This window comes from Enterobacter sp. DSM 30060, assembly GCF_013375955.1.
GTDB lineage: Bacteria > Pseudomonadota > Gammaproteobacteria > Enterobacterales > Enterobacteriaceae > Enterobacter > Enterobacter intestinihominis.
In genome coordinates this window covers 3,218,195-3,236,344 of the sequence record NZ_CP056118.1, presented here as the reverse complement: position 1 = coordinate 3,236,344, position 18,150 = coordinate 3,218,195, and the positions used below count along the sequence as shown (strand labels likewise).

General features: G+C 55.7%; 17 protein-coding genes. 7 read left to right on the top strand and 10 right to left on the bottom strand.

Annotation, left to right across the window (positions count from 1 at the left end):
• Nucleotides 1-18: 18 nt before the first annotated feature.
• The 9 genes from HWQ15_RS15370 to mntR all read right to left on the bottom strand — a co-directional run bounded on the left by HWQ15_RS15370 (nt 19) and on the right by mntR (nt 10,671).
• Complete coding sequence (locus tag HWQ15_RS15370) at nt 19-735, bottom strand: GntR family transcriptional regulator (RefSeq protein WP_015571043.1); 717 nt, start codon at nt 733-735, stop codon at nt 19-21.
• A 14-nt stretch (nt 736-749) separates the two neighbouring features.
• Nucleotides 750-2,072, bottom strand: coding sequence for a PTS sugar transporter subunit IIC (locus HWQ15_RS15365; protein WP_063149507.1), 1,323 nt, complete (start codon nt 2,070-2,072; stop codon nt 750-752).
• 51 nt (nt 2,073-2,123) lie between these two features.
• Nucleotides 2,124-3,500 carry a glycoside hydrolase family 1 protein gene (locus HWQ15_RS15360; RefSeq protein ID WP_063149508.1) on the bottom strand — a complete coding sequence of 459 codons (1,377 nt, stop codon included), beginning with the start codon at nt 3,498-3,500 and terminating at the stop codon, nt 2,124-2,126.
• A gap of 161 nt (nt 3,501-3,661) precedes the next feature.
• Nucleotides 3,662-4,702 (bottom strand): aldo/keto reductase, encoded by a 1,041-nt coding sequence (locus tag HWQ15_RS15355; RefSeq protein ID WP_063149509.1) that lies wholly within the window; start codon nt 4,700-4,702, stop codon nt 3,662-3,664.
• Nucleotides 4,703-4,804: 102 nt separating this feature from the next.
• Entirely contained in the window at nt 4,805-6,328 is a 1,524-nt protein-coding gene (locus HWQ15_RS15350) for an efflux transporter outer membrane subunit (protein ID WP_022647530.1), read from the bottom strand.
• On the bottom strand, nt 6,328-7,899 hold the full coding sequence (locus HWQ15_RS15345; RefSeq protein WP_022647529.1) for a DHA2 family efflux MFS transporter permease subunit: 1,572 nt from the start codon (nt 7,897-7,899) through the stop codon (nt 6,328-6,330). Before HWQ15_RS15345 ends, HWQ15_RS15350 begins: the two co-directional genes overlap by 1 nt.
• Entirely contained in the window at nt 7,896-8,990 is a 1,095-nt protein-coding gene (locus tag HWQ15_RS15340; protein WP_022647528.1) for an HlyD family secretion protein, read from the bottom strand. Before HWQ15_RS15340 ends, HWQ15_RS15345 begins: the two co-directional genes overlap by 4 nt.
• A gap of 101 nt (nt 8,991-9,091) precedes the next feature.
• On the bottom strand, nt 9,092-10,201 hold the full coding sequence (locus HWQ15_RS15335; RefSeq protein ID WP_063149510.1) for an anion transporter: 1,110 nt from the start codon (nt 10,199-10,201) through the stop codon (nt 9,092-9,094).
• On the bottom strand, nt 10,198-10,671 hold the full coding sequence (mntR, locus tag HWQ15_RS15330; RefSeq protein WP_022647526.1) for a manganese-binding transcriptional regulator MntR: 474 nt from the start codon (nt 10,669-10,671) through the stop codon (nt 10,198-10,200). Before mntR ends, HWQ15_RS15335 begins: the two co-directional genes overlap by 4 nt.
• Nucleotides 10,672-10,853: 182 nt before the next feature.
• Between mntR and mntS the strand changes: the two genes are divergently transcribed.
• Together mntS and HWQ15_RS15320 are read left to right on the top strand one after the other, a co-directional pair.
• Entirely contained in the window at nt 10,854-10,982 is a 129-nt protein-coding gene (gene mntS, locus HWQ15_RS15325) for a manganase accumulation protein MntS (RefSeq protein ID WP_022647525.1), read from the top strand.
• Between the two features lie 268 nt (nt 10,983-11,250).
• A complete protein-coding gene (locus HWQ15_RS15320; RefSeq protein ID WP_022647524.1) occupies nt 11,251-12,834 on the top strand; it encodes a phosphoethanolamine transferase in 1,584 nt (527 codons plus the stop codon).
• Nucleotides 12,835-12,950: 116 nt separating this feature from the next.
• On the opposite strand, the gene ompX is transcribed toward HWQ15_RS15320, so the two are convergent.
• The gene (ompX, locus tag HWQ15_RS15315) at nt 12,951-13,469 is read right to left on the bottom strand and encodes an outer membrane protein OmpX (RefSeq protein ID WP_003858450.1); all 519 of its coding nucleotides are present in this window, start codon (nt 13,467-13,469) and stop codon (nt 12,951-12,953) included.
• A gap of 355 nt (nt 13,470-13,824) precedes the next feature.
• Between ompX and rhtA the strand changes: the two genes are divergently transcribed.
• The 5 genes from rhtA to glnQ all read left to right on the top strand — a co-directional run bounded on the left by rhtA (nt 13,825) and on the right by glnQ (nt 18,091).
• Nucleotides 13,825-14,712 (top strand): threonine/homoserine exporter RhtA, encoded by an 888-nt coding sequence (rhtA, locus tag HWQ15_RS15310; RefSeq protein ID WP_023305742.1) that lies wholly within the window; start codon nt 13,825-13,827, stop codon nt 14,710-14,712.
• 298 nt (nt 14,713-15,010) lie between these two features.
• Nucleotides 15,011-15,514 (top strand): DNA starvation/stationary phase protection protein Dps, encoded by a 504-nt coding sequence (gene dps, locus HWQ15_RS15305; RefSeq protein WP_000100801.1) that lies wholly within the window; start codon nt 15,011-15,013, stop codon nt 15,512-15,514.
• 361 nt (nt 15,515-15,875) lie between these two features.
• Nucleotides 15,876-16,619: a glutamine ABC transporter substrate-binding protein GlnH gene (gene glnH, locus HWQ15_RS15300; RefSeq protein ID WP_003858455.1), complete on the top strand. Its 744-nt coding sequence runs from the start codon at nt 15,876-15,878 to the stop codon at nt 16,617-16,619.
• Between the two features lie 93 nt (nt 16,620-16,712).
• Entirely contained in the window at nt 16,713-17,372 is a 660-nt protein-coding gene (glnP, locus tag HWQ15_RS15295; protein ID WP_010428919.1) for a glutamine ABC transporter permease GlnP, read from the top strand.
• Nucleotides 17,369-18,091: a glutamine ABC transporter ATP-binding protein GlnQ gene (glnQ, locus tag HWQ15_RS15290; RefSeq protein ID WP_022647522.1), complete on the top strand. Its 723-nt coding sequence runs from the start codon at nt 17,369-17,371 to the stop codon at nt 18,089-18,091. Before glnP ends, glnQ begins: the two co-directional genes overlap by 4 nt.
• Nucleotides 18,092-18,150: the final 59 nt, after the last annotated feature.

Sequence of the window (18,150 nt, the reverse complement as noted above, 5' to 3'; positions counted from 1 at the left end):
CTCAAGGCCCGCTTTTTTTTATCCGTTATTCACAATTACGATGCCGCCATGATCATAGCGATAGTGACAATGGGCGTACTCCAGCGGCGTACCATCTTCCAGATAGATCACCTGCTCGACCTCCAGCACCGGGTCGGTTGGCTCACAGACCAGATGCTGCATATCCAGCGCACTGGGCTTCAGCGCCCGCACCACACGATACGATCCCATGATCTTCAGCCCCAGCGTCTCCTGCACATACCGGAATACCGAACTTTCAAGATGGGTTTTGTTCAGCCCGGGCACCAGATTGAGCGGCATCACCGTGGCGTCCAGGGACATCGGCTCACCGTTGAGTAAACGCAGACGGATGAAGTCATAGATCGGCGTATCCGGATTTATCATCAGCGAGGCCTGCTCTTTCTCGTTCGGGAAGCGAAGTTCGAAGTGCACCACCTGGCTCGTCACCGTGCCTAAATGTTCCCAGGTTTTGGTCGCCCCAAAGTAGTCGCTGCCGGAGAGATCCCACTGGGAAAGCTGGAGGAAATTTTTGCGGATAAACGTGCCCTGTCCCTGCCGGGTATAGACCAGCCCTTCTACGATCAGCTGACGCATCGCCTGCTGAATGGTCATCCGGCTGGTGCTGAATTCCGCCGCCAGCGCGAACTGGTCCGGCAACGGTTCATTGGCGGCGTACTGCTGGGTAATAATGCGTTTCTTAATTTCCCGCGCTATGGTGATGTACTTCGCCGCCATCTTCCTTCCTTAAATTAGTTTTCTGTCCCGCTGTTTTTCACGGCCACTCGCTCGGCCACCTTGAGGAAAGGCAGGTAGAAGAATACACCAAATACGATGATTGCCAACTGCACCACCACCGCCCGCCAGTCCCCCGCCGTCGCCAGCCAGGCGCTGAGGATCGGCGGCGTGGTCCACGGGATCATCACCACGCAGCGCGACATCAGACCCAGCGTGGTACAGAGCCACGCAAAGTAAATCCCGATGGCGGGCAGCAGCACAAACGGGATCATCAGCGGCAGGTTAAAGACAATCGGCAGGCCGAAAATCACCGGCTCGTTGATGTTGAACAGACCCGGCGCCAGTGACAGACGCGCCACCTGCTTCGCTGATTTCTGTCTTGAGAAGATGAAGATAGCGATCAGCAATGAGATAGTGCTGCCCGTCCCGCCCACCATGCCAAAGGTCGGCACAAAAATGTTGTTGATGATGTGTGGGATCGGCTGGCCGTTGGCAAAGGCCAGCATGTTCTCGTTGGTGTTAATCAGCAGAAACGGCTCCAGCACCACGCTGTTGACTACCGACTGATGAATACCGAGCGTGAACAGGAAGTTACCGAAGCTGTAAATGAAGATCGTCCCGGGCAGACTGGTGTTGATCAGCCGCAGCGGCTGCTGAATGAATGTCGTAATGAGATGGATCAGATCCGTATGCAGCACGTTCGCCAGTATGGCCGCCAGCACCGCAAACAGGGAGAGCGTGAGGATTGTCGGGATCAGCGCGGTAAAGGATTTGCTCACCGCCGGAGGCACGTTCTCCCCCAGCGAAATGTGCAGCGCCTTCAGCCGTGAAATGGCGATAAACAGCTCGGTTGAGAGCAGCCCAATCAGCACCCCGGCGAAAATCCCGGTCGAGCCGATATTGGCGAACGTCAGCACCTGGGTGACGTTCACCGTGGCGTCGCTGCCGACAGGCGTAATCTGTAAGCTCATCGGCATCATGATGATGAAGCTGCTGACGGCGATAACCACTGCCGAGACCGGATTGTCGAAATCTTTGTTGCGCGCCAGCGACCAGGCGATCATCGGCGCCAGCAGCAGCGCGGCGATGTTCAGCGTGCCGTTGATAATCGCCTCGCCCCACACCTTAAACTGCGTGAGCGTGTCGCCTTCCAGCACCCATGGAAACACGACGTTGTTCACCAGCACCGCCAGACCGGCGAGGATGAAAATCGGCATCACCGTGGCGAAAGCGTCCCGCAGGGATCGCAGGTGTACCTGGTTTGCCAGGCGCGCCGAGAACTCAACAAATTTATCGACAAAAGACTGCATGTGCGGTGTTATTTTTGTTTCAGACATAGCGGAGTATTCCCATCAATCAGTCACAAAAACGGCCCGGCAGCGTACGGCTTACATCTCGCGTCCGTTAGTATGGATAACCTGTTTTAACCACGCGTAGCTCTTCTTCGGCACGCGCTTAAGGTCTTTCAGGTCGTGATTTTCACGGTTGACGTAGACCACGCCGTAGCGCTTACGCATGTCACCCTGCGAGCTGAGAATGTCGATTAAGCCCCAGCCGAGGTAGCCCATTACCTCTGCCCCGTCCTCGAATATTGCCGCTTTCATCGCCTCGATGTGCGCCCGGTGGTAGTCGATGCGGTAGGTGTCCTCGATCGGGTTTACCCCGTCCCAGGACTCGATCACGCCGATGCCGTTTTCAATCGGGAATACCGGCATCCGCCAGTCGTTGGCATAGCGGGTGATGATGGTGCGAAAGCCCAGCGGGTCGATCTGCCAGTTCCACTCGGTGGCTTTCAGGTACGGGTTATTTTTCTCGCCATGCAGCAGGTAATGGTTCACCGGCGTGCCTTCAGGAATGGCATCGCTGTCCAGCGTTTTGCTGGCGTAATAGCTGAAGGCCATAAAGTCGTTCTTCGTGCGCGCAAACAGCGCGAGATCGTCTGCGCGGTAGATATCACCGAAGCCCTCCTGCTCCACCACCGCCTTCACCGCCGGGCTGTAGCCCTGTCCCGCGAAGACGCGCAGCAGGTTCTGGTTGAGGAATTCGTCGTACTGCTGGGCGCAGAAGATATCACGCGGTTTGCAGGTGGCTGGATAAATCAACTGGTGCGCCAGCATGCCGCCCATCAGCTTGCCCGGCTTAGTCTGGTGCAGGTATTCGGTCAGAGTCATGTGCGCCACCATCGCATGGTGCTGAAGCTCATACAGCTCGCGCAGGGTTTGCTCGCCTTTCATGTAACCGGAAATGCGAAAAGCTTCCGGCATATGGAAAATGTTCTGCTCGTTGAAGGTCAGCCAGTACTTCACGCGATCGCCGTAGCAGTCGATCATCTTCTTGCCGTAGCGGATAAAGGCCTCCATCACCCGGCGTTCGTTGAAGCCGTTGTACTCCTGCGCCAGCGCCAGCGGCATATCGAAGTGGTAGAGGCAGACCATCGGCTCAATACCGCGGGCGAGCAGATCGTTAATAAAGCGGTCGTAAAACGCGATACCTTCGGCGTTGAACTCGCCGTCACCCTGCGGGCAGACGCGGCTCCAGGAGATCTGGAAGCGGTAGCAGTTCATGCCCAGATCCTGCATCAGATCGAAATCTTCCCGGTAGCGGTGGTAGGAGTCGGTCGCCACTTTCCAGTCGGAGATGTTTTCTCCTGCTTCCCGAATGTCATATACCGACATCCCCTTCCCGCCCTCATTCCATGCCCCTTCCGTCTGCATGCTGGATACCGAGTTGCCCCATAAAAAACTGGCTTGCAGTGATTTGTTCATGGTCTCTCCCTATATGACTAGTCATTTAAATTTAATGACTAGTCATATAGATCGAGATGAAACATCAGGCAAAGAGAAGGAGCATTTTTTGTGAGGTGGGTTGAAATAAAGACCAGAGATAGTAGCCCCGGTAAGCGAAGCGCCACCGGGGAAAAGGAAGGTTACTGCTGCGCGAGCTGACTACGTCGGTATTCCCCCTGCCGCTCCAGCATCCAGCCTGGATATTCGCGCGGCAGCGCGCTGACGGCATCAAGCTGTTTAAGCTCGTCTTCGCTTAAGCGGATCCCGGTGGCGGCAATATTATCGTCCAGCTGATCGACGCGTTTCGCACCAATAATGACGCTGGTCACCGCTTTTTGATGCAGCAGCCATGCCAGCGCGATTTGCGCCACGGAGACGCCCCTACGCTCGGCAATGACGCGCATTACGTCCACGCAGTCGAAGGCGCGATCTTTATTCACCGGCGGGAAGTCAAATTCCAGACGGCGGCCTCCGGTTTCGCTCTGCCCGTCACGACCGTATTTTCCGCTCAGCAGGCCGCCCGCCAGCGGGCTCCAGACCATTAATCCGACGCCTTCGCTCTGCATCATCGGCACCAGCTCGCGCTCCAGGTCACGTCCGGCAATGGTGTAATACGCCTGCAACGATGCGAAACGCGCCAGCCCAAGACGTTCAGAAATACCGAGCGCTTTGGCAATCTGCCACGCAGTCAAGTTCGAGACGCCGATGTATCGCACGTGACCGTGCTGCACAAGGTTATCCAGTGCGTAAAGCGTCTCCTCAATGGGGGTCGCGGGGTCGAAACCGTGCAGCTGATAGAGATCGATATGATCGAGCTGCAGGCGGCGCAGGCTGTTCTTTACGCTGTCGATAATGTGATAGCGCGAGCCGCCGCGTGAGTTCACTCCCGCCGTGCCCGTTTCACCAAACACCTTTGTGGCGACCACCACGTTTTCACGTGGAACGTTCAGGTTTTTCAGCGCCTGCCCGAGGATCTCCTCCGAGCGTCCTTCCGAATAGACGTCGGCAGTGTCGATAAAGTTGATGCCCGCGTCCAGCGCGCGGCCCACCAGCTGCTCGGCTTCGTTTTGCCTAAGCTGGCCAATCTTGCCCCACATGCCGCCCTCGCCGCCGAAGGTCATGGTGCCGAGGCAGAGTTCAGAAACAAACAGTCCGGTATTGCCCAGTTTTTGATAACGCATAACGCTTTCCTCGCATGTCGATTGGGTGTCTGTTAGTTATACCCGCCCCCCAGCCATCGCGAATGTGGCGTTCCTGTCCGTTTCTTGCCCAATCCTCTGAATCTATCCGCGCGGGGCATCGCCAAAGACGCTGTAGTCTGGCAGCTGAACCTGCTGATACGGCTCCCAGCCGCCGCCGAGGGCTTTGTAGAGCGCCACCAGGTCAAGCGCGCTCTGCACCTGCGCCTGCGCCCGCTGCTGTTCGGCCTGAGCGAGCTGACGCTGGGCGTCCAGCACGTCAATAAAACTGGCGATCCCCTGCCGGTAGCTGTCGCTGGCGAGATCAAAAGCGTTTTGCAGCGCGTCGATGGTTTTCGCCAGGCCCGCCTCACGCTGCTGGTCAGTGCGATAGCTCACCAGCGCGTTTTCAACGTCGCCGAGCGCCGTCAGCACCGTCTGACGGTAGTCCAGCACCGCCGCCCCTTGCTGTGCGCGGGCCACCTTGACGCTGGAGACCAGCCGACCGCCCTGGAAGATGGGGATGGAGACCTGCGGACCGAAGCTGTAAAAGTGGCTGCTCCAGTCGGTCAGCCAGCCGGATTCGCTGTTACGCAGGCCAAACTGCCCGGAGAGGGTGAAGCTTGGGAACAGTTCGGCTACCGAGACGCCAATTTGCGCCGTGGCGGCATGGAGGTTCGCCTCAGCTTCGCGCACGTCCGGGCGCCGACGCGCCAGCGTTGACGGAATGCCGGTTTGCACAATATCCGGCAACGCTGGCATCGGCTGCACGGATTGTAATTCGGCATCCAGCGCCCCCGGCGGTTTGCCGAGCAGGATGGCCAGCCCGTTCATCGCCTGGCGTTCCTGCGCCTGATACTGCGGCAATTGGGCTTCAAGATTGCCCAGCTGCGCCCGGGCGTTTTCTACGTCCATCTGCGGTGACAGCCCGCCCCGCTGGCGGCTTTCGGTCAGATCCAGCGTCTGCTGCGCGCTTTCAATTTGCGTATTAAGCGTGGCAATGATGCTCTGCGCTCCTCGCAGCTGTAGCCACGCCCGCGCCACTTCGGCTTCCAGCGAGACCAGCGCATCGTTACGCTGCTCGATCGCCGCCCGCTGCTGCGCCTCGGCCGCTTCTACCTGACGGCGCACCTTGCCCCACAGGTCGATTTCCCACTGAGCGTCGAAGCTGCCCTGATAGAGGTTAATCGGCTGCGTCAGCGGGCCTAACGCGCTTCGCAGCTGCGGATCGACATTACTCAACTGGTCATACACGCCGTGGGATTTCAGCTCCCCTTCCAGCCCAAGCTGCTGGCGCGTCGCCTGCACATTGCCATTCACCGACGGGAAAAATGCCCCGCCGGCCTGGTTAATCTGTTCGCGCGCGCCGGCAATGCGCAATACCGTTTGCTGTAGCGTCAGATTTCCGGCGATGGCGCGTTCAATCAGGCTGTCGAGCTGCGGCGAGCCGAAAGTTTTCCACCAGCGCGGGTTAGTTGCCGCGGAGGACGTTTGTGATTTCACCGCGCCGTCGCCCTTATCGTTCCAGTGCGTGGTGGCGGGCGGTGCAGGCTGTTGGTAGTCCGGCCCGACGGCGCAGCCCACCAGCAGCATCATTATCATCAGGGGGTGTAAACGTCTGTGTATCATCAGTGTGCTCCTGCACTCCCCTCGCTCTTAACCGGCGAGAGCAACAAACAAAACGGAATCAGTAAGAAGGCCACCGCGCTCAGAATGGTGAAGACGTCAATGTAGGCCAGAAAGCGCGACTGCTCGATCATGGTCTGGTACATCCGCCCGGTGGCAATGCCGGTCGGATCGCCCACCTGAGTGGTGAAGTTCTGGATCGCCTGGGCGCTTTCGCGTATCGCCAGCTGGAACTGCTCATTAAACGGCGAAGCGTGGTAAGCCAGATGCGCGCTGTGCGCCTGCGAGCGCTCGGTGATCGCCGCCGTCGAGAGCGAAATCCCAATCGAGCCGGCCACGTTGCGGAACATGGTAAACAGCGCCGCCGCGTCGGCGTTAAGCCGCCTCGGGATCGAGATAAAGGCGATGGTGGTGAGGGGCACAAACAGGAACCCGAGTCCAATCGACTGGGCGCTGCGAAACAGCACCAGCGTTTCGAAATCGATATCCGGCGTCAGCGTCCGGGACCAGAAGAAGGACACCGCCAGGCAGGTAAAGCCGAAGGCGATGATCCAGCGCGTCTGCACCACCGGCATCAGCTTCAGTACCAGCGGAATAGTCAGCACAATCAGCACCGCGCCGGGCGAGAGCACCAGCCCGGACCAGGTGGCGGTATAGCCCAAATCCTGCTGCGCCAGTTGCGGAATAACCACCGAACTGCCGTAGAGGATCATCGCCATCCCCGCCATCAGCAGGCTGGAGATCGCAAAGTTGCGATCCTTCATACAGTGCAGATCCACCACCGGCTTTTTGGCATACATCAGCCAGTAGATCGCGCCGATAATGCCGACCAGCGTCAGTACCGCGAAGGTGCGGATAAAGTTCGAATAGAACCAGTCATCATCTTCGCCCCGGTCGAGCATCACCTGCAAACAGCCAAGTCCGAGAGCGATCAGGCCGATCCCCGTCCAGTCGACGGTGAGCTTCTCTTCCGACTTTTTCTCCCACGGCGGATCTTCCAGCAGCTGATAGATGGCCAGCACCGTCACAATCCCTACCGGAATATTGATAAAGAACACCCAGCGCCAGGAGTAGTTATCGGTGATCCAGCCTCCCAGCGTCGGGCCAAGTACCGGCGCGACGATAATGGCAATGGATGAAAGGCCAAAGGCTTTGCCCCTGTCCTCCGGCTTGAAGTAATCGAGCAGCACCGATTGCTGCGTGGGCTGCAACCCGCCGCCAAAAAAGCCCTGCATCACACGGAACAGGATGATTTGCCAAAGCTCGGTGGCGATGCCGCACAGGAACGAGCAGATGGTGAACATCACAATGCAGATCAGGAAGAACTGCTTGCGGCCAAACAGCCGGCTCAGGAAGGCCGAGATCGGCAGCACGATGCCGTTCGCCACCAGGTAGCTGGTGAGCACCCAGGTAGATTCGTCATAGCTGGCCGAGAGCGACCCCGCGACGTGGGGCAGCGCCACGTTGACGATGGTGGTGTCCAGAATTTCCATAAACACCGCCAGGGTGACCACAATCGCCACCGCCCACGGGTTACTGGCGGGCTTCCAGTTTTCGTGGCTGCTGTCCGTCATTCCACGGTGACCTTCGGTTCAACCGACAGCCCCAGCGGCAGCGGTTTGTTCGGATCCAGCCCCTTATCAATGACGATTTTCACCGGCACGCGCTGAACGATCTTCACAAAGTTACCGGTGGCGTTTTCCGACGGGAAGGCGGAGAAGCGCGAGCCGCTGCCCTGCTGGATGCTGTCAATATGGCCTTCGAGCGCCATATCCGGCCAGGCATCGACGGACACGGTCACTTTGTCGCCCGGCTTCATACGTTCAAGCTGCGACTCCTTGAAGTTCGCCACCACCCACACGTTCGGGGAAACCAGCGAGAACAGTGCCGTGCCTGCCTGCACCAGCGTACCAGGCTGGACGTTGCGTTTGGTGACAAAACCGTCGAACGGGGCGCGGACTTCGGTATAAGAGAGGTTCAGGTTGGCGGTTTCCAACTGCGCTCTGGCCTGATCGACCTGCCGTTCGCGGGCTTCGACGTTAGTCTCCTGCTGGCGGATTTGCAACTGGACCTGCTCCGCCACCTCCAGCTGCGCCTGCGCGCTGGCCAGACCCGCCTGTGCACTCCGCAGTTGAGCGTTCGCGGCATCGATGCTTTGTTGTGTGGTCGCGCGGGGGTCAACGCCGCGCTGACGGCGGTACTCCGCCTGAGCGTTGGCCATATCCGCCTGGGCTTTCAGTACCTGGGCTTTGGCTTCATCGCGCTGGGCGGGATATTGCACCTTCGAGAGCGCCAGCTGCGCCTGTGCCTGATGCAACTGCGCAACCGCCAGCCCAAGCTGGGCCTGAGCCTGATCACGCTGGGCGGTGGTATCACGCGGATCGATCACCACCAGCACATCCCCTTTCTTTACACGCTGGTTATCCCGCACGCGAAGTTCGGTAACGTAGCCTGCCGTTTTTGGGGCAATGGTCACTACGTCGCCGTCGGTGAAGGCGTCGTCGGTGGTCTCTTCGTTACGGGTCAAAAACCACCAGACCAGCGCCACAATCACCATCACGATGACCACGATGCCAAGGATAATTAACGGTTTTTTGCCCGGGCGCTTGCGCTCGTTATTGTTTTGATCCTGCTCGTCAGCAGGTGGATTTTGATCTTCTGCCATAGTTCAGCAACGGTCCTGTCAGTGAGCGGCATCACACTATGCCGTTCACTAAAGCTAGGACGTTGCTATACATTTGCCAGGAAAAACTGACAAATTGCGCACTATATGAGAAGGAATAGTCCGAAACCGACCGCCGCAGACCAGAGCAGCATCGGGATTGACCATAAATGGAAGCGCCACCAGATGCGGCGATCGTTGGCCATCCGCAGGGCGATGAGGTTGGCCAGCGAGCCGGGCAGCAGCCCAAAGCCGCCGACGTTGACCGCCCACGCCAGCAGTACCGTTGGGGGAATATAGTTAAGCAGCAAAATGGTGGACGGCACGTTACTGATCACCTGCGAGAGACCAATCGCCGTCAGCCATAGTCCCGGCTGCGACAGACCGCTGACGCTATGGAGAACGGTCTGCAATACCGGGAGCTGGATCAGTAGATGGACGTCAATAAACATCGCCATAAACACCAGCAGCAGCGTCCAGTCAACGCTCACCAGCACCCGCCGGGCGAGGAACAGGAAGCCACACGCCACCAGCAGCGCGCCCGCCAGCGCCTGGTTTAACTCCAGCGCGGTAATGAAAACGATATACAGTCCCAGGCAGCTCCAGACGAGACGCGGCTGCCACTGGGGGCCGGTGGTACCGCTGTGGTACTGCAACGATTTATTCGGGAAAGCAAACCAGCCCACCACCAGCAGCGTCGCCACGATCGCCAGCGCCAGCGGCGCCATCTGCCAGGTAAATGCGGTAAACGACAGGCCGGAGCGTCCCCACAGCAGAATGTTCTGCGGGTTACCGATCGGCGTGAGCAGCGAGCCTGCATTGACGGCGAGCGCTTCAAAGATAATCAGACGGGTAACCGGTATTTCGCACAGCTTACGCAGCGTGAGCGTAAGCGGCACCACGATAAACAGCGCTACGTCATTAGTGAGGAACGTCGACAGCAGCGCCGCCGAAAAGACCATGAACAGAGCCAGCTTGCGCTCGGTGGCGAAGCGGCGCACCATTTTGCGCCCCAGCACGTCAAAATAGCCGCTCAGCTCCACGCCTTTGGTGAGCATCATCAAACCGCTCAGGGTAATAATGGTGCGCCAGTCTATGGCCGCTGGCCAGGTGTGCGGCGTGAAGGGAACAAAGACGCTGAGCCCAACGCCAGTGATAAGTAAAAGATGGAAAAAACGATCGCGTTTCAGGGCCTGCAAGCCGGGGATGTTCATTCAGCGGCGGGGCCATATTTGAGCGTAAATTCGCGGAACTTCACCAGCGTCTCTTCGCTGACGTGGTGTTCCATACCTTCGGCATCCCGACGGGCAATTTCCGGGCTGACGCCCAGCACCAGTAAAAAATTCTCGACGATCTGATGGCGCTCGCGGCTCTCCTGCGCCAGCTTTTCGCCTTCAGCGGTGAGAAACACCCCGCGCCAGGGGATCATCTCGATCAGCCCGACCGACGCCAGACGTTTTAACATTTTGGCAACGGTTGGCTGCGACACCCCCAGGCGTGCGGCCATATCCACCTGGCGCGCTTCTCCAACTTCACGAATCAGATCGGAGATCAGTTCAACATAATCATCAATCAGCTCCCGGCGGTGCGCCTCACGCACCTGGCGGAAGCCTTCCACATGTTCTTCAACGTTCACCAGTTGCGTCGTTTTTTTTGTTGTTGGCTTACCTGCGCGACGGTTCATTGTGCTTCCTCAATGGGTTGACGCTTCCAGCGCCCTGTAACGGAGCGCACATTGTAAACCATAGCTCTACAAGCACAAAAAATTAACGAATTAGCCATAGCTATACAATATAGCCTGTGCTATATCTTTATGTAATGCAGTCACCCTTCACGGATCGAAGGGATCATGAATCAGGAGGTCTTATGAATGAATTCAAGAGGTGTATGAACGTGTTTACCCACTCTCCTTTTAAAGTGCGTCTAATGCTGTTGAACATGCTGTGCGATATGTTTAACGCCAAACCGCATCAGGACGACAAATCTTCTCACTAAGCGGCGTCGCGGCACGCCGCTTCATTTTCCTGTCACACTTTCGTTGTAAACTCACTTTTTCCTGATTATTTTTGCGGATTTGCAGCCCCCTTCGCAAAACATCTGTTTAGCAACTGTTGACCTTGATTCACGCTCGCACTATCTTCTTGCAGCCCTGCACAATTTGCGGCTCGCTGAAGCGGACCTCCATTCCCTTTCCACGCACTGTCCGGCAGGCTTTGACCCTTGACGCCAGGGTGAGCACATGGCGTTTTCGTGATAGTGATCTATGAACGTAACCCTGATTGATACACTTGTTACCCGCAGCCGGGCCCTAAGCCCGTGGACGGGATTCTATTTTTTGCAATCGCTGTTGATTAACTTTGCTCTTGGCTACCCCTTTAGCCTGCTTTATGCCGTCGGGTTCACCTGCATTCTTCACCTGCTATGGCGAAGCGCACCGCGCATGCAGAAAGTGCTTATCGGGATCTGTTCTCTGGTGGCTGCCGCCTATTTCCCGTTCGGCCAGGCCTATGGCGCGCCGAACTTTAATACCCTGCTGGCGCTCCACTCCACCAATATGGAAGAGTCTACAGAGATCCTGACGATCTTCCCGTGGTACAACTACGTGGTTGGCCTTTTCATTTTTGCTCTCGGCGTGATTGCGGTTCGCCGTAAGCAGGTCGGGAAAAAAACATGGGGTAAAATTGAAAGCCTGTGCCTGGCCTTTAGCGTAGTGACGTTTTTTGTTGCGCCGGTACAAAATCTGGCCTGGGGCGGCGTGTTTAAGCTTAAAGATACCGGGTATCCGGTGTTTCGCTTCGTTAAAGACGTGGTAGTGAATAACGAGGAAGTGCTCGACGAGCAGGCGCGTATGGCCGAGCTTTCCACCATGAAAGATACCTGGAACGTGCTGGCGGTGAAACCGAAGTATCACACCTATGTGGTGGTGATCGGTGAAAGCGCGCGTCGCGATGCGCTCGGCGCGTTTGGCGGTCACTGGGATAACACGCCGTTTGCCAGCTCCGTCAACGGTACGCTGTTTACCGATTACGTGGCGGCCAGCGGTTCGACGCAGAAATCTCTCGGTCTGACGCTCAACCGTGTCGTGGATGGAAAACCGCAGTTTCAGGATAATTTTGTCACCCTGGCCAACCGGGCAGGTTTTCAGACGTGGTGGTTCTCCAACCAGGGGCAGATCGGCGAGTATGATACCGCCATTGCCAGCATCGCGAAGCGTGCCGACGAGGTACAGTTCCTGAAAAGCGGTGATTTCGAAGCCGATAAAAACACAAAAGATGAAGCGTTGCTAAAAATGACCGCGCAGGTCTTTGCCACTCAGCGCACCCAGCCGCAGCTGATCGTCCTGCACCTGATGGGGTCACACCCGCAGGCATGCGATCGTACCGGGGGAAAATATGCGGAGTTTGTGCAATCCAAAGAGACCTCGTGTTATCTGTACACCATGACGCAAACCGACGATCTGCTCAGCAAGCTGTACGCGCAGCTGCGCAACAGCGGCGATAGCTTCTCGATGGTCTATTTCTCTGACCACGGTCTGGCGTTTAAGGAGCGCGGTAAAGAGGTGCAGTATCTGGCCCACGATGACAAGTTTCAGCAGAACTTCCAGGTACCGTTTATGGTGCTGTCGAGTGATGACAAAACGCATCGCATCATCAAAGCGCGCCGTTCCGCGAACGATTTCCTGAAATTCTTCTCACAGTGGACGGGGATTAAGGCGAAAGAGATAAAAAATGATTACCCGTTTATCTCCGGGAAGAAGGGCCCGCCAGTTTACATTACCAACTTCAGGTTACAGAAAGTTGACTATAACCATCTGGGGACGGATATTTTCGATATTAAGAGTAAGTGATCTCTGTCGTCTCGTGCAGGCTGATGCCCTCACTCTGGCCCTCTCCCACTGGGAGAGGGTACAAACAAAAAAAATCCGCCACATTGGGCGGATTTTTTACTGGCTCACCGAAGTGATTAGAAGCGGTAACCTACGCCCGCGATCCAGGTGCCAACGTCAACGTTGCGGATACGGCTCTGCTCATAGGAGAAGTCCAGAGCAACGTTTTCGATTGGGTTGAACTGCATACCTGCGCCATAGGAGAAACCGTAGTCGCTGTTGCTTGCAGTACGGTTCAGACCCTGGTTTTCGGTCTGCTGGAATTTACCGTAGCCAACACCTACAACACCGTAGATGCTTGCCCAGTCATTCAGGCGGTAAGCAGGACCCGCGGTGATGCCGTAGTACTGACCTTTATTGTAAGAGCCATTTTCAGTACGATCTTTCTCAGTGTAAGTGAAAGAACCGATCACACCCAGCGGGTTGTTGTCTTGCTCGTAACGGTACTTCAGGTTGAAACCGTTGGTTTTGTTCATAACGCCCTGCATATCGCTCTGAGCGTAACCACCAGTTACAGTTGAAGTTGCCGCTACAGCGGTACCTGCGGAAACAGCCAGAACAGCTGCCAGTGCTGAAAGACATGCAATTTTTTTCATAACCACCTCAAATGTGCTTCAAGTAAGTCCGTAAGTTTTAAATATATCAAAAAAATCTGTGAAACTCTTTGTCATTCACGATGTCTAATGCGACCTTTCCTGTAACAGAACATTTCCAGCATCAGCTATCTCGTTCAAATAACTCCAGATTTTCACCTGTAAATGCTAATAGTGCGCGTCATCGCCATTTAGTTCATCCAGATTATTCCTAATCTTTCAGGCGATAAAATCAGCAACGTTTTCTCATTTTACGGATTTTCCCTGGATTTTTTTTCAACAGTAGCTCAACCGTTGCAGGTTATTTCCATTACACTGCGACTTTTACCTCTTTTGACAAAAATTGACAGGAGAAAGGATGCCAGGTTTACCTCGTAAATCGTCGGTCTGGATGCCGGTGGCAGTCATACTTATCGCGATGATGTCCATACAAAGCGGCGCGTCGCTGGCAAAATCGCTGTTTCCACTGATTGGTGCGCCCGGCGTCACGGCGCTGCGTATCGCATTAGGCACCCTGATCCTCGTGGTTGTCTTTAAACCCTGGCGGCTACGGTTTAAAAAGGAGCAGCGACTGCCTCTGCTTTTTTATGGGCTGGCGCTGGGAGGGATGAACTACATGTTCTACCTCTCTATTCAGACTATCCCGCTGGGGATCGCGGTCGCGCTTGAATTTACCGGCCCGCTGGCGGTTGCCCTCTTTTCTTCTCGTCGCCCGGTAGACTTTATCTGGGTCATACTGGCTGTGCTGGGGCTATGGTTCCTTCTGCCGCTCGGCCAAAGCGTTTCACAAATCGATTTGACAGGGGCCGCTCTGGCGCTGGGCGCAGGGGCGTGCTGGGCGGTGTATATTCTCACTGGCCAGCGTGCGGGCGAAGAGCACGGCCCCGCGACGGTCGCCTTAGGCTCGCTGATTGCCGCGGTTATCTTTGTCCCGATCGGCATGGCACAAGCAACGGACTCAATATGGCAGTGGTCAATCCTGCCGGTTGGGCTGGCGGTCGCCATTCTTTCCACGGCGCTGCCCTACTCTCTGGAGATGATCGCCCTGACGCGTCTGCCTACGCGTATTTTTGGTACGCTCATGAGCATGGAGCCCGCGCTGGCTGCCATCTCTGGAATGATGTTCCTCGGCGAAACCCTGACACTGGTGCAGACGCTGGCGCTCTGTTCCATTATCGCGGCGTCAATGGGCTCTACATTGACCATGCGCCCGGAACCAAAAGTACATAAGATTGACCTCAACTAGCCCTTAAATTCTGCATGGCTTACCGGCCATGCAGAATATAGGTCTCGTCAGCCCTTCAAATAATTTCTTACAAACTCTCTTATATTGCCAAAATATTTCACCTGCCCGCCTTGTCACTTAACGAATTAAGATTGATCTGCATCAATTTATATAAATAACTTTAAAATCATTAAGTTAGAACTTCAACCATCCTTTCGCTATTAAACCGATAGGCAGCGCCAAACCGCAGAGAAAAAATCCGGTGCTATACTTAATCCCGTAATTACCTGGGACACAAACATCAAGAGGATATGAGATTATGAGTACCGCTAAACTGGTGAAAACGAAAGCGTCTAATCTGCTTTATACCCGTAACGATGTATCGGATAGCGATAAAAAAGCGACCATTGAGCTGCTGAATCGCCAGGTGGTCCAGTTCATCGATCTTTCGCTGATCACCAAACAGGCCCACTGGAATATGCGCGGTGCAAACTTTATTGCCGTTCATGAAATGCTGGATGGCTTCCGCACAGCACTGGTGACTCATCTGGATACCATGGCCGAACGCGCCGTACAGCTGGGCGGTGTGGCTCTGGGTACCACGCAGGTGATCAACAGCAAAACGCCACTGAAAAGCTATCCGCTGGATATCCATACCGTTCAGGATCACCTGAAAGAGCTGGCGGACCGTTATGCGATTGTCGCGAACGATGTTCGTAAAGCGATTGGCGAAGCCAAAGATGAAGACACCGCTGATATCTTCACTGCCGCGTCACGCGACCTGGATCAGTTCCTGTGGTTCATTGAGTCAAACATCGAATAATCCCTGCGGATTGTCTGAATAACCCTCGCCCCTGGCGGGGGTTTTGCACATTTATGGTGCACACTTTTGTCCGCAACGGCCGCAAAAGTGAATAAAATGTAATAATCACCTCACACAACCGTTAACGGAAGATTGTTTTTTCGTCAGATTCTGCGCTAAATATCCCCCTGTCAGAAGACCTTAACGAAGCGCACCAAAACGGTGCTCCATGCTGGTGCAACCTGACAGAATTGCCACGCTTTTTGTGCAATGCGTGACATTATCCCCTTTGCAAAACAACAGCTTGTAAAACTGGCACGATTTTTTCATTGTGCCTGAGGTTCTCGCAGGGGATCGCCCCGTGGATATAAAAGGAAATGCTATGAAGTCTGTATTAAAAGTTTCACTGGCTGCACTTACCCTGGCGTTTGCGGTGTCCTCGCAGGCTGCCGACAAACTGGTTGTGGCGACTGACACGGCGTTCGTACCGTTTGAATTCAAACAGGGTGATAAATACGTTGGTTTTGACGTTGATCTGTGGGCCGCTGTCGCAAAAGAACTCAAACTGGATTACACCCTGAAGCCAATGGATTTCAGCGGCATTATCCCGGCACTGCAAACCAAAAACGTTGACCTGGCGCTGGCGGGCATCACCATTACCGAAGAGCGTAAAAAAGCTATCGATTTCTCTGATGGCTACTACAAAAGCGGCCTGCTGGTGATGGTGAAAGCGGATAACAACGACGTGAAAAGCGTGAAAGATCTCGACGGTAAAGTGGTCGCCGTGAAGAGCGGCACCGGTTCCGTTGATTACGCGAAAGCCAATATCAAAACCAAAGACCTGCGTCAGTTCCCGAACATCGACAACGCTTACATGGAACTGGGCACCAACCGCGCAGACGCGGTGCTGCACGACACGCCTAACATCCTTTACTTCATCAAAACCGCCGGTAACGGCAAGTTCAAAGCGGTAGGTGATTCCCTGGAAGCTCAGCAGTACGGTATTGCGTTCCCGAAAGGCAGCGACGACCTGCGTAATAAAGTTAACGGCGCGCTGAAAACCCTGAAAGAGAACGGCACCTATAACGAAATCTACAAAAAATGGTTCGGTACCGAGCCTAAATAATTTCACCTGACTTCAGGTTTGTAACGCCCGGTGGCGCTACCGCTTACCGGGCCTACGTTTTTCGTTTTTCACCACGGTATACAGGAATACATCATGCAGTTTGACTGGAGCGCCATCTGGCCTGCCATTCCTCTCTTGCTTGAAGGCGCTAAAATGACCTTGTGGATTTCGGTCCTCGGTCTGGTTGGCGGGTTAATTATCGGTCTGGTGGCCGGTTTCGCCCGCACCTACGGCGGCTGGATTGCAAACCACATCGCACTGGTTTTCATCGAAGTGATCCGCGGCACCCCCATTGTGGTGCAGGTCATGTTTATCTACTTCGCCCTGCCGATGGCCTTCAACGATCTGCGCATTGACCCGTTCAGCGCAGCTGTCGTCACCATTATGATCAACTCCGGCGCCTACATTGCGGAAATCACCCGCGGTGCGGTGCTGTCGATTCATAAAGGCTTCAGCGAAGCTGGCCTGGCGTTAGGTCTTTCCCGTCGCGAAACGATCCGTCACGTGATCCTGCCGCTGGCGCTGCGCCGCATGCTGCCGCCGCTGGGCAACCAGTGGATCATCAGCATTAAAGACACCTCGCTGTTTATTGTTATCGGCGTGGCCGAGCTGACCCGTCAGGGCCAGGAGATCATCGCGGGTAACTTCCGCGCCCTGGAAATCTGGAGTGCGGTCGCCGTTGTCTACCTGATTATCACGCTTGTCCTGAGCTTTGTTCTGCGTCGTCTTGAAAGAAGGATGAAAATCCTGTGATTGAATTTAAAAATGTTTCCAAGCACTTTGGTCCAACCCAGGTGCTGCACAATATCGATTTGAACATCAGGCAGGGTGAAGTGGTGGTGATCATCGGGCCGTCGGGTTCCGGAAAATCCACCCTGCTGCGCTGCATTAACAAGCTCGAGGAGATCACCAGCGGCGATTTGATCGTCGATGGTCTGAAGGTGAACGATCCGAAAGTGGACGAGCGCCTGATCCGCCAGGAAGCGGGCATGGTGTTCCAGCAGTTCTACCTGTTCCCGCACCTGACGGCGCTGGAAAACGTGATGTTCGGTCCTTTGCGCGTGCGTGGGGCCAGCAAAGCGGCGGCAGAAACGCTGGCAAAAGATCTGCTGGCGAAAGTGGGTCTGGCGGAGCGTGCACACCACTATCCTTCCGAGCTGTCCGGTGGCCAGCAGCAGCGCGTGGCCATTGCCCGTGCGCTGGCGGTGAAGCCAAAGATGATGCTGTTTGATGAGCCAACCTCCGCACTCGACCCGGAGCTGCGTCACGAGGTGTTGAAAGTGATGCAGGATCTGGCAGAAGAAGGCATGACGATGGTGATCGTTACCCACGAAATCGGCTTTGCCGAAAAAGTGGCGTCCCGTCTGATCTTCATTGATAAGGGCCGCATCGCGGAAGACGGTAATCCGCAGGCGCTGATTGCGAACCCACCTAGCCAGCGCCTCCAGGAGTTCCTGCAACACGTCTCCTGATAGCCATACACAGAGCCGGGCATGCCCGGCTTTTTTATGCCGGATTGTTCCCAAAAACT

What these genes read in the sequence shown, in the direction of transcription:
- glnP (WP_010428919.1), top strand. Translation starts at nt 16,713, where the DNA reads ATGCAGTTTGACTGGAGCGCCATCTGGCCTGCCATTCCTCTCTTGCTT.
- HWQ15_RS15320 (WP_022647524.1), top strand. Translation starts at nt 11,251, where the DNA reads ATGAACGTAACCCTGATTGATACACTTGTTACCCGCAGCCGGGCCCTA.
- rhtA (WP_023305742.1), top strand. Translation starts at nt 13,825, where the DNA reads ATGCCAGGTTTACCTCGTAAATCGTCGGTCTGGATGCCGGTGGCAGTC.
- HWQ15_RS15345 (WP_022647529.1), bottom strand. Translation starts at nt 7,899, where the DNA reads ATGACGGACAGCAGCCACGAAAACTGGAAGCCCGCCAGTAACCCGTGG.
- dps (WP_000100801.1), top strand. Translation starts at nt 15,011, where the DNA reads ATGAGTACCGCTAAACTGGTGAAAACGAAAGCGTCTAATCTGCTTTAT.
- HWQ15_RS15365 (WP_063149507.1), bottom strand. Translation starts at nt 2,072, where the DNA reads ATGTCTGAAACAAAAATAACACCGCACATGCAGTCTTTTGTCGATAAA.
- mntS (WP_022647525.1), top strand. Translation starts at nt 10,854, where the DNA reads ATGAATGAATTCAAGAGGTGTATGAACGTGTTTACCCACTCTCCTTTT.
- glnH (WP_003858455.1), top strand. Translation starts at nt 15,876, where the DNA reads ATGAAGTCTGTATTAAAAGTTTCACTGGCTGCACTTACCCTGGCGTTT.
- HWQ15_RS15360 (WP_063149508.1), bottom strand. Translation starts at nt 3,500, where the DNA reads ATGAACAAATCACTGCAAGCCAGTTTTTTATGGGGCAACTCGGTATCC.
- HWQ15_RS15350 (WP_022647530.1), bottom strand. Translation starts at nt 6,328, where the DNA reads ATGATACACAGACGTTTACACCCCCTGATGATAATGATGCTGCTGGTG.
- HWQ15_RS15335 (WP_063149510.1), bottom strand. Translation starts at nt 10,201, where the DNA reads ATGAACATCCCCGGCTTGCAGGCCCTGAAACGCGATCGTTTTTTCCAT.
- mntR (WP_022647526.1), bottom strand. Translation starts at nt 10,671, where the DNA reads ATGAACCGTCGCGCAGGTAAGCCAACAACAAAAAAAACGACGCAACTG.
- HWQ15_RS15355 (WP_063149509.1), bottom strand. Translation starts at nt 4,702, where the DNA reads ATGCGTTATCAAAAACTGGGCAATACCGGACTGTTTGTTTCTGAACTC.
- ompX (WP_003858450.1), bottom strand. Translation starts at nt 13,469, where the DNA reads ATGAAAAAAATTGCATGTCTTTCAGCACTGGCAGCTGTTCTGGCTGTT.
- HWQ15_RS15370 (WP_015571043.1), bottom strand. Translation starts at nt 735, where the DNA reads ATGGCGGCGAAGTACATCACCATAGCGCGGGAAATTAAGAAACGCATT.
- HWQ15_RS15340 (WP_022647528.1), bottom strand. Translation starts at nt 8,990, where the DNA reads ATGGCAGAAGATCAAAATCCACCTGCTGACGAGCAGGATCAAAACAAT.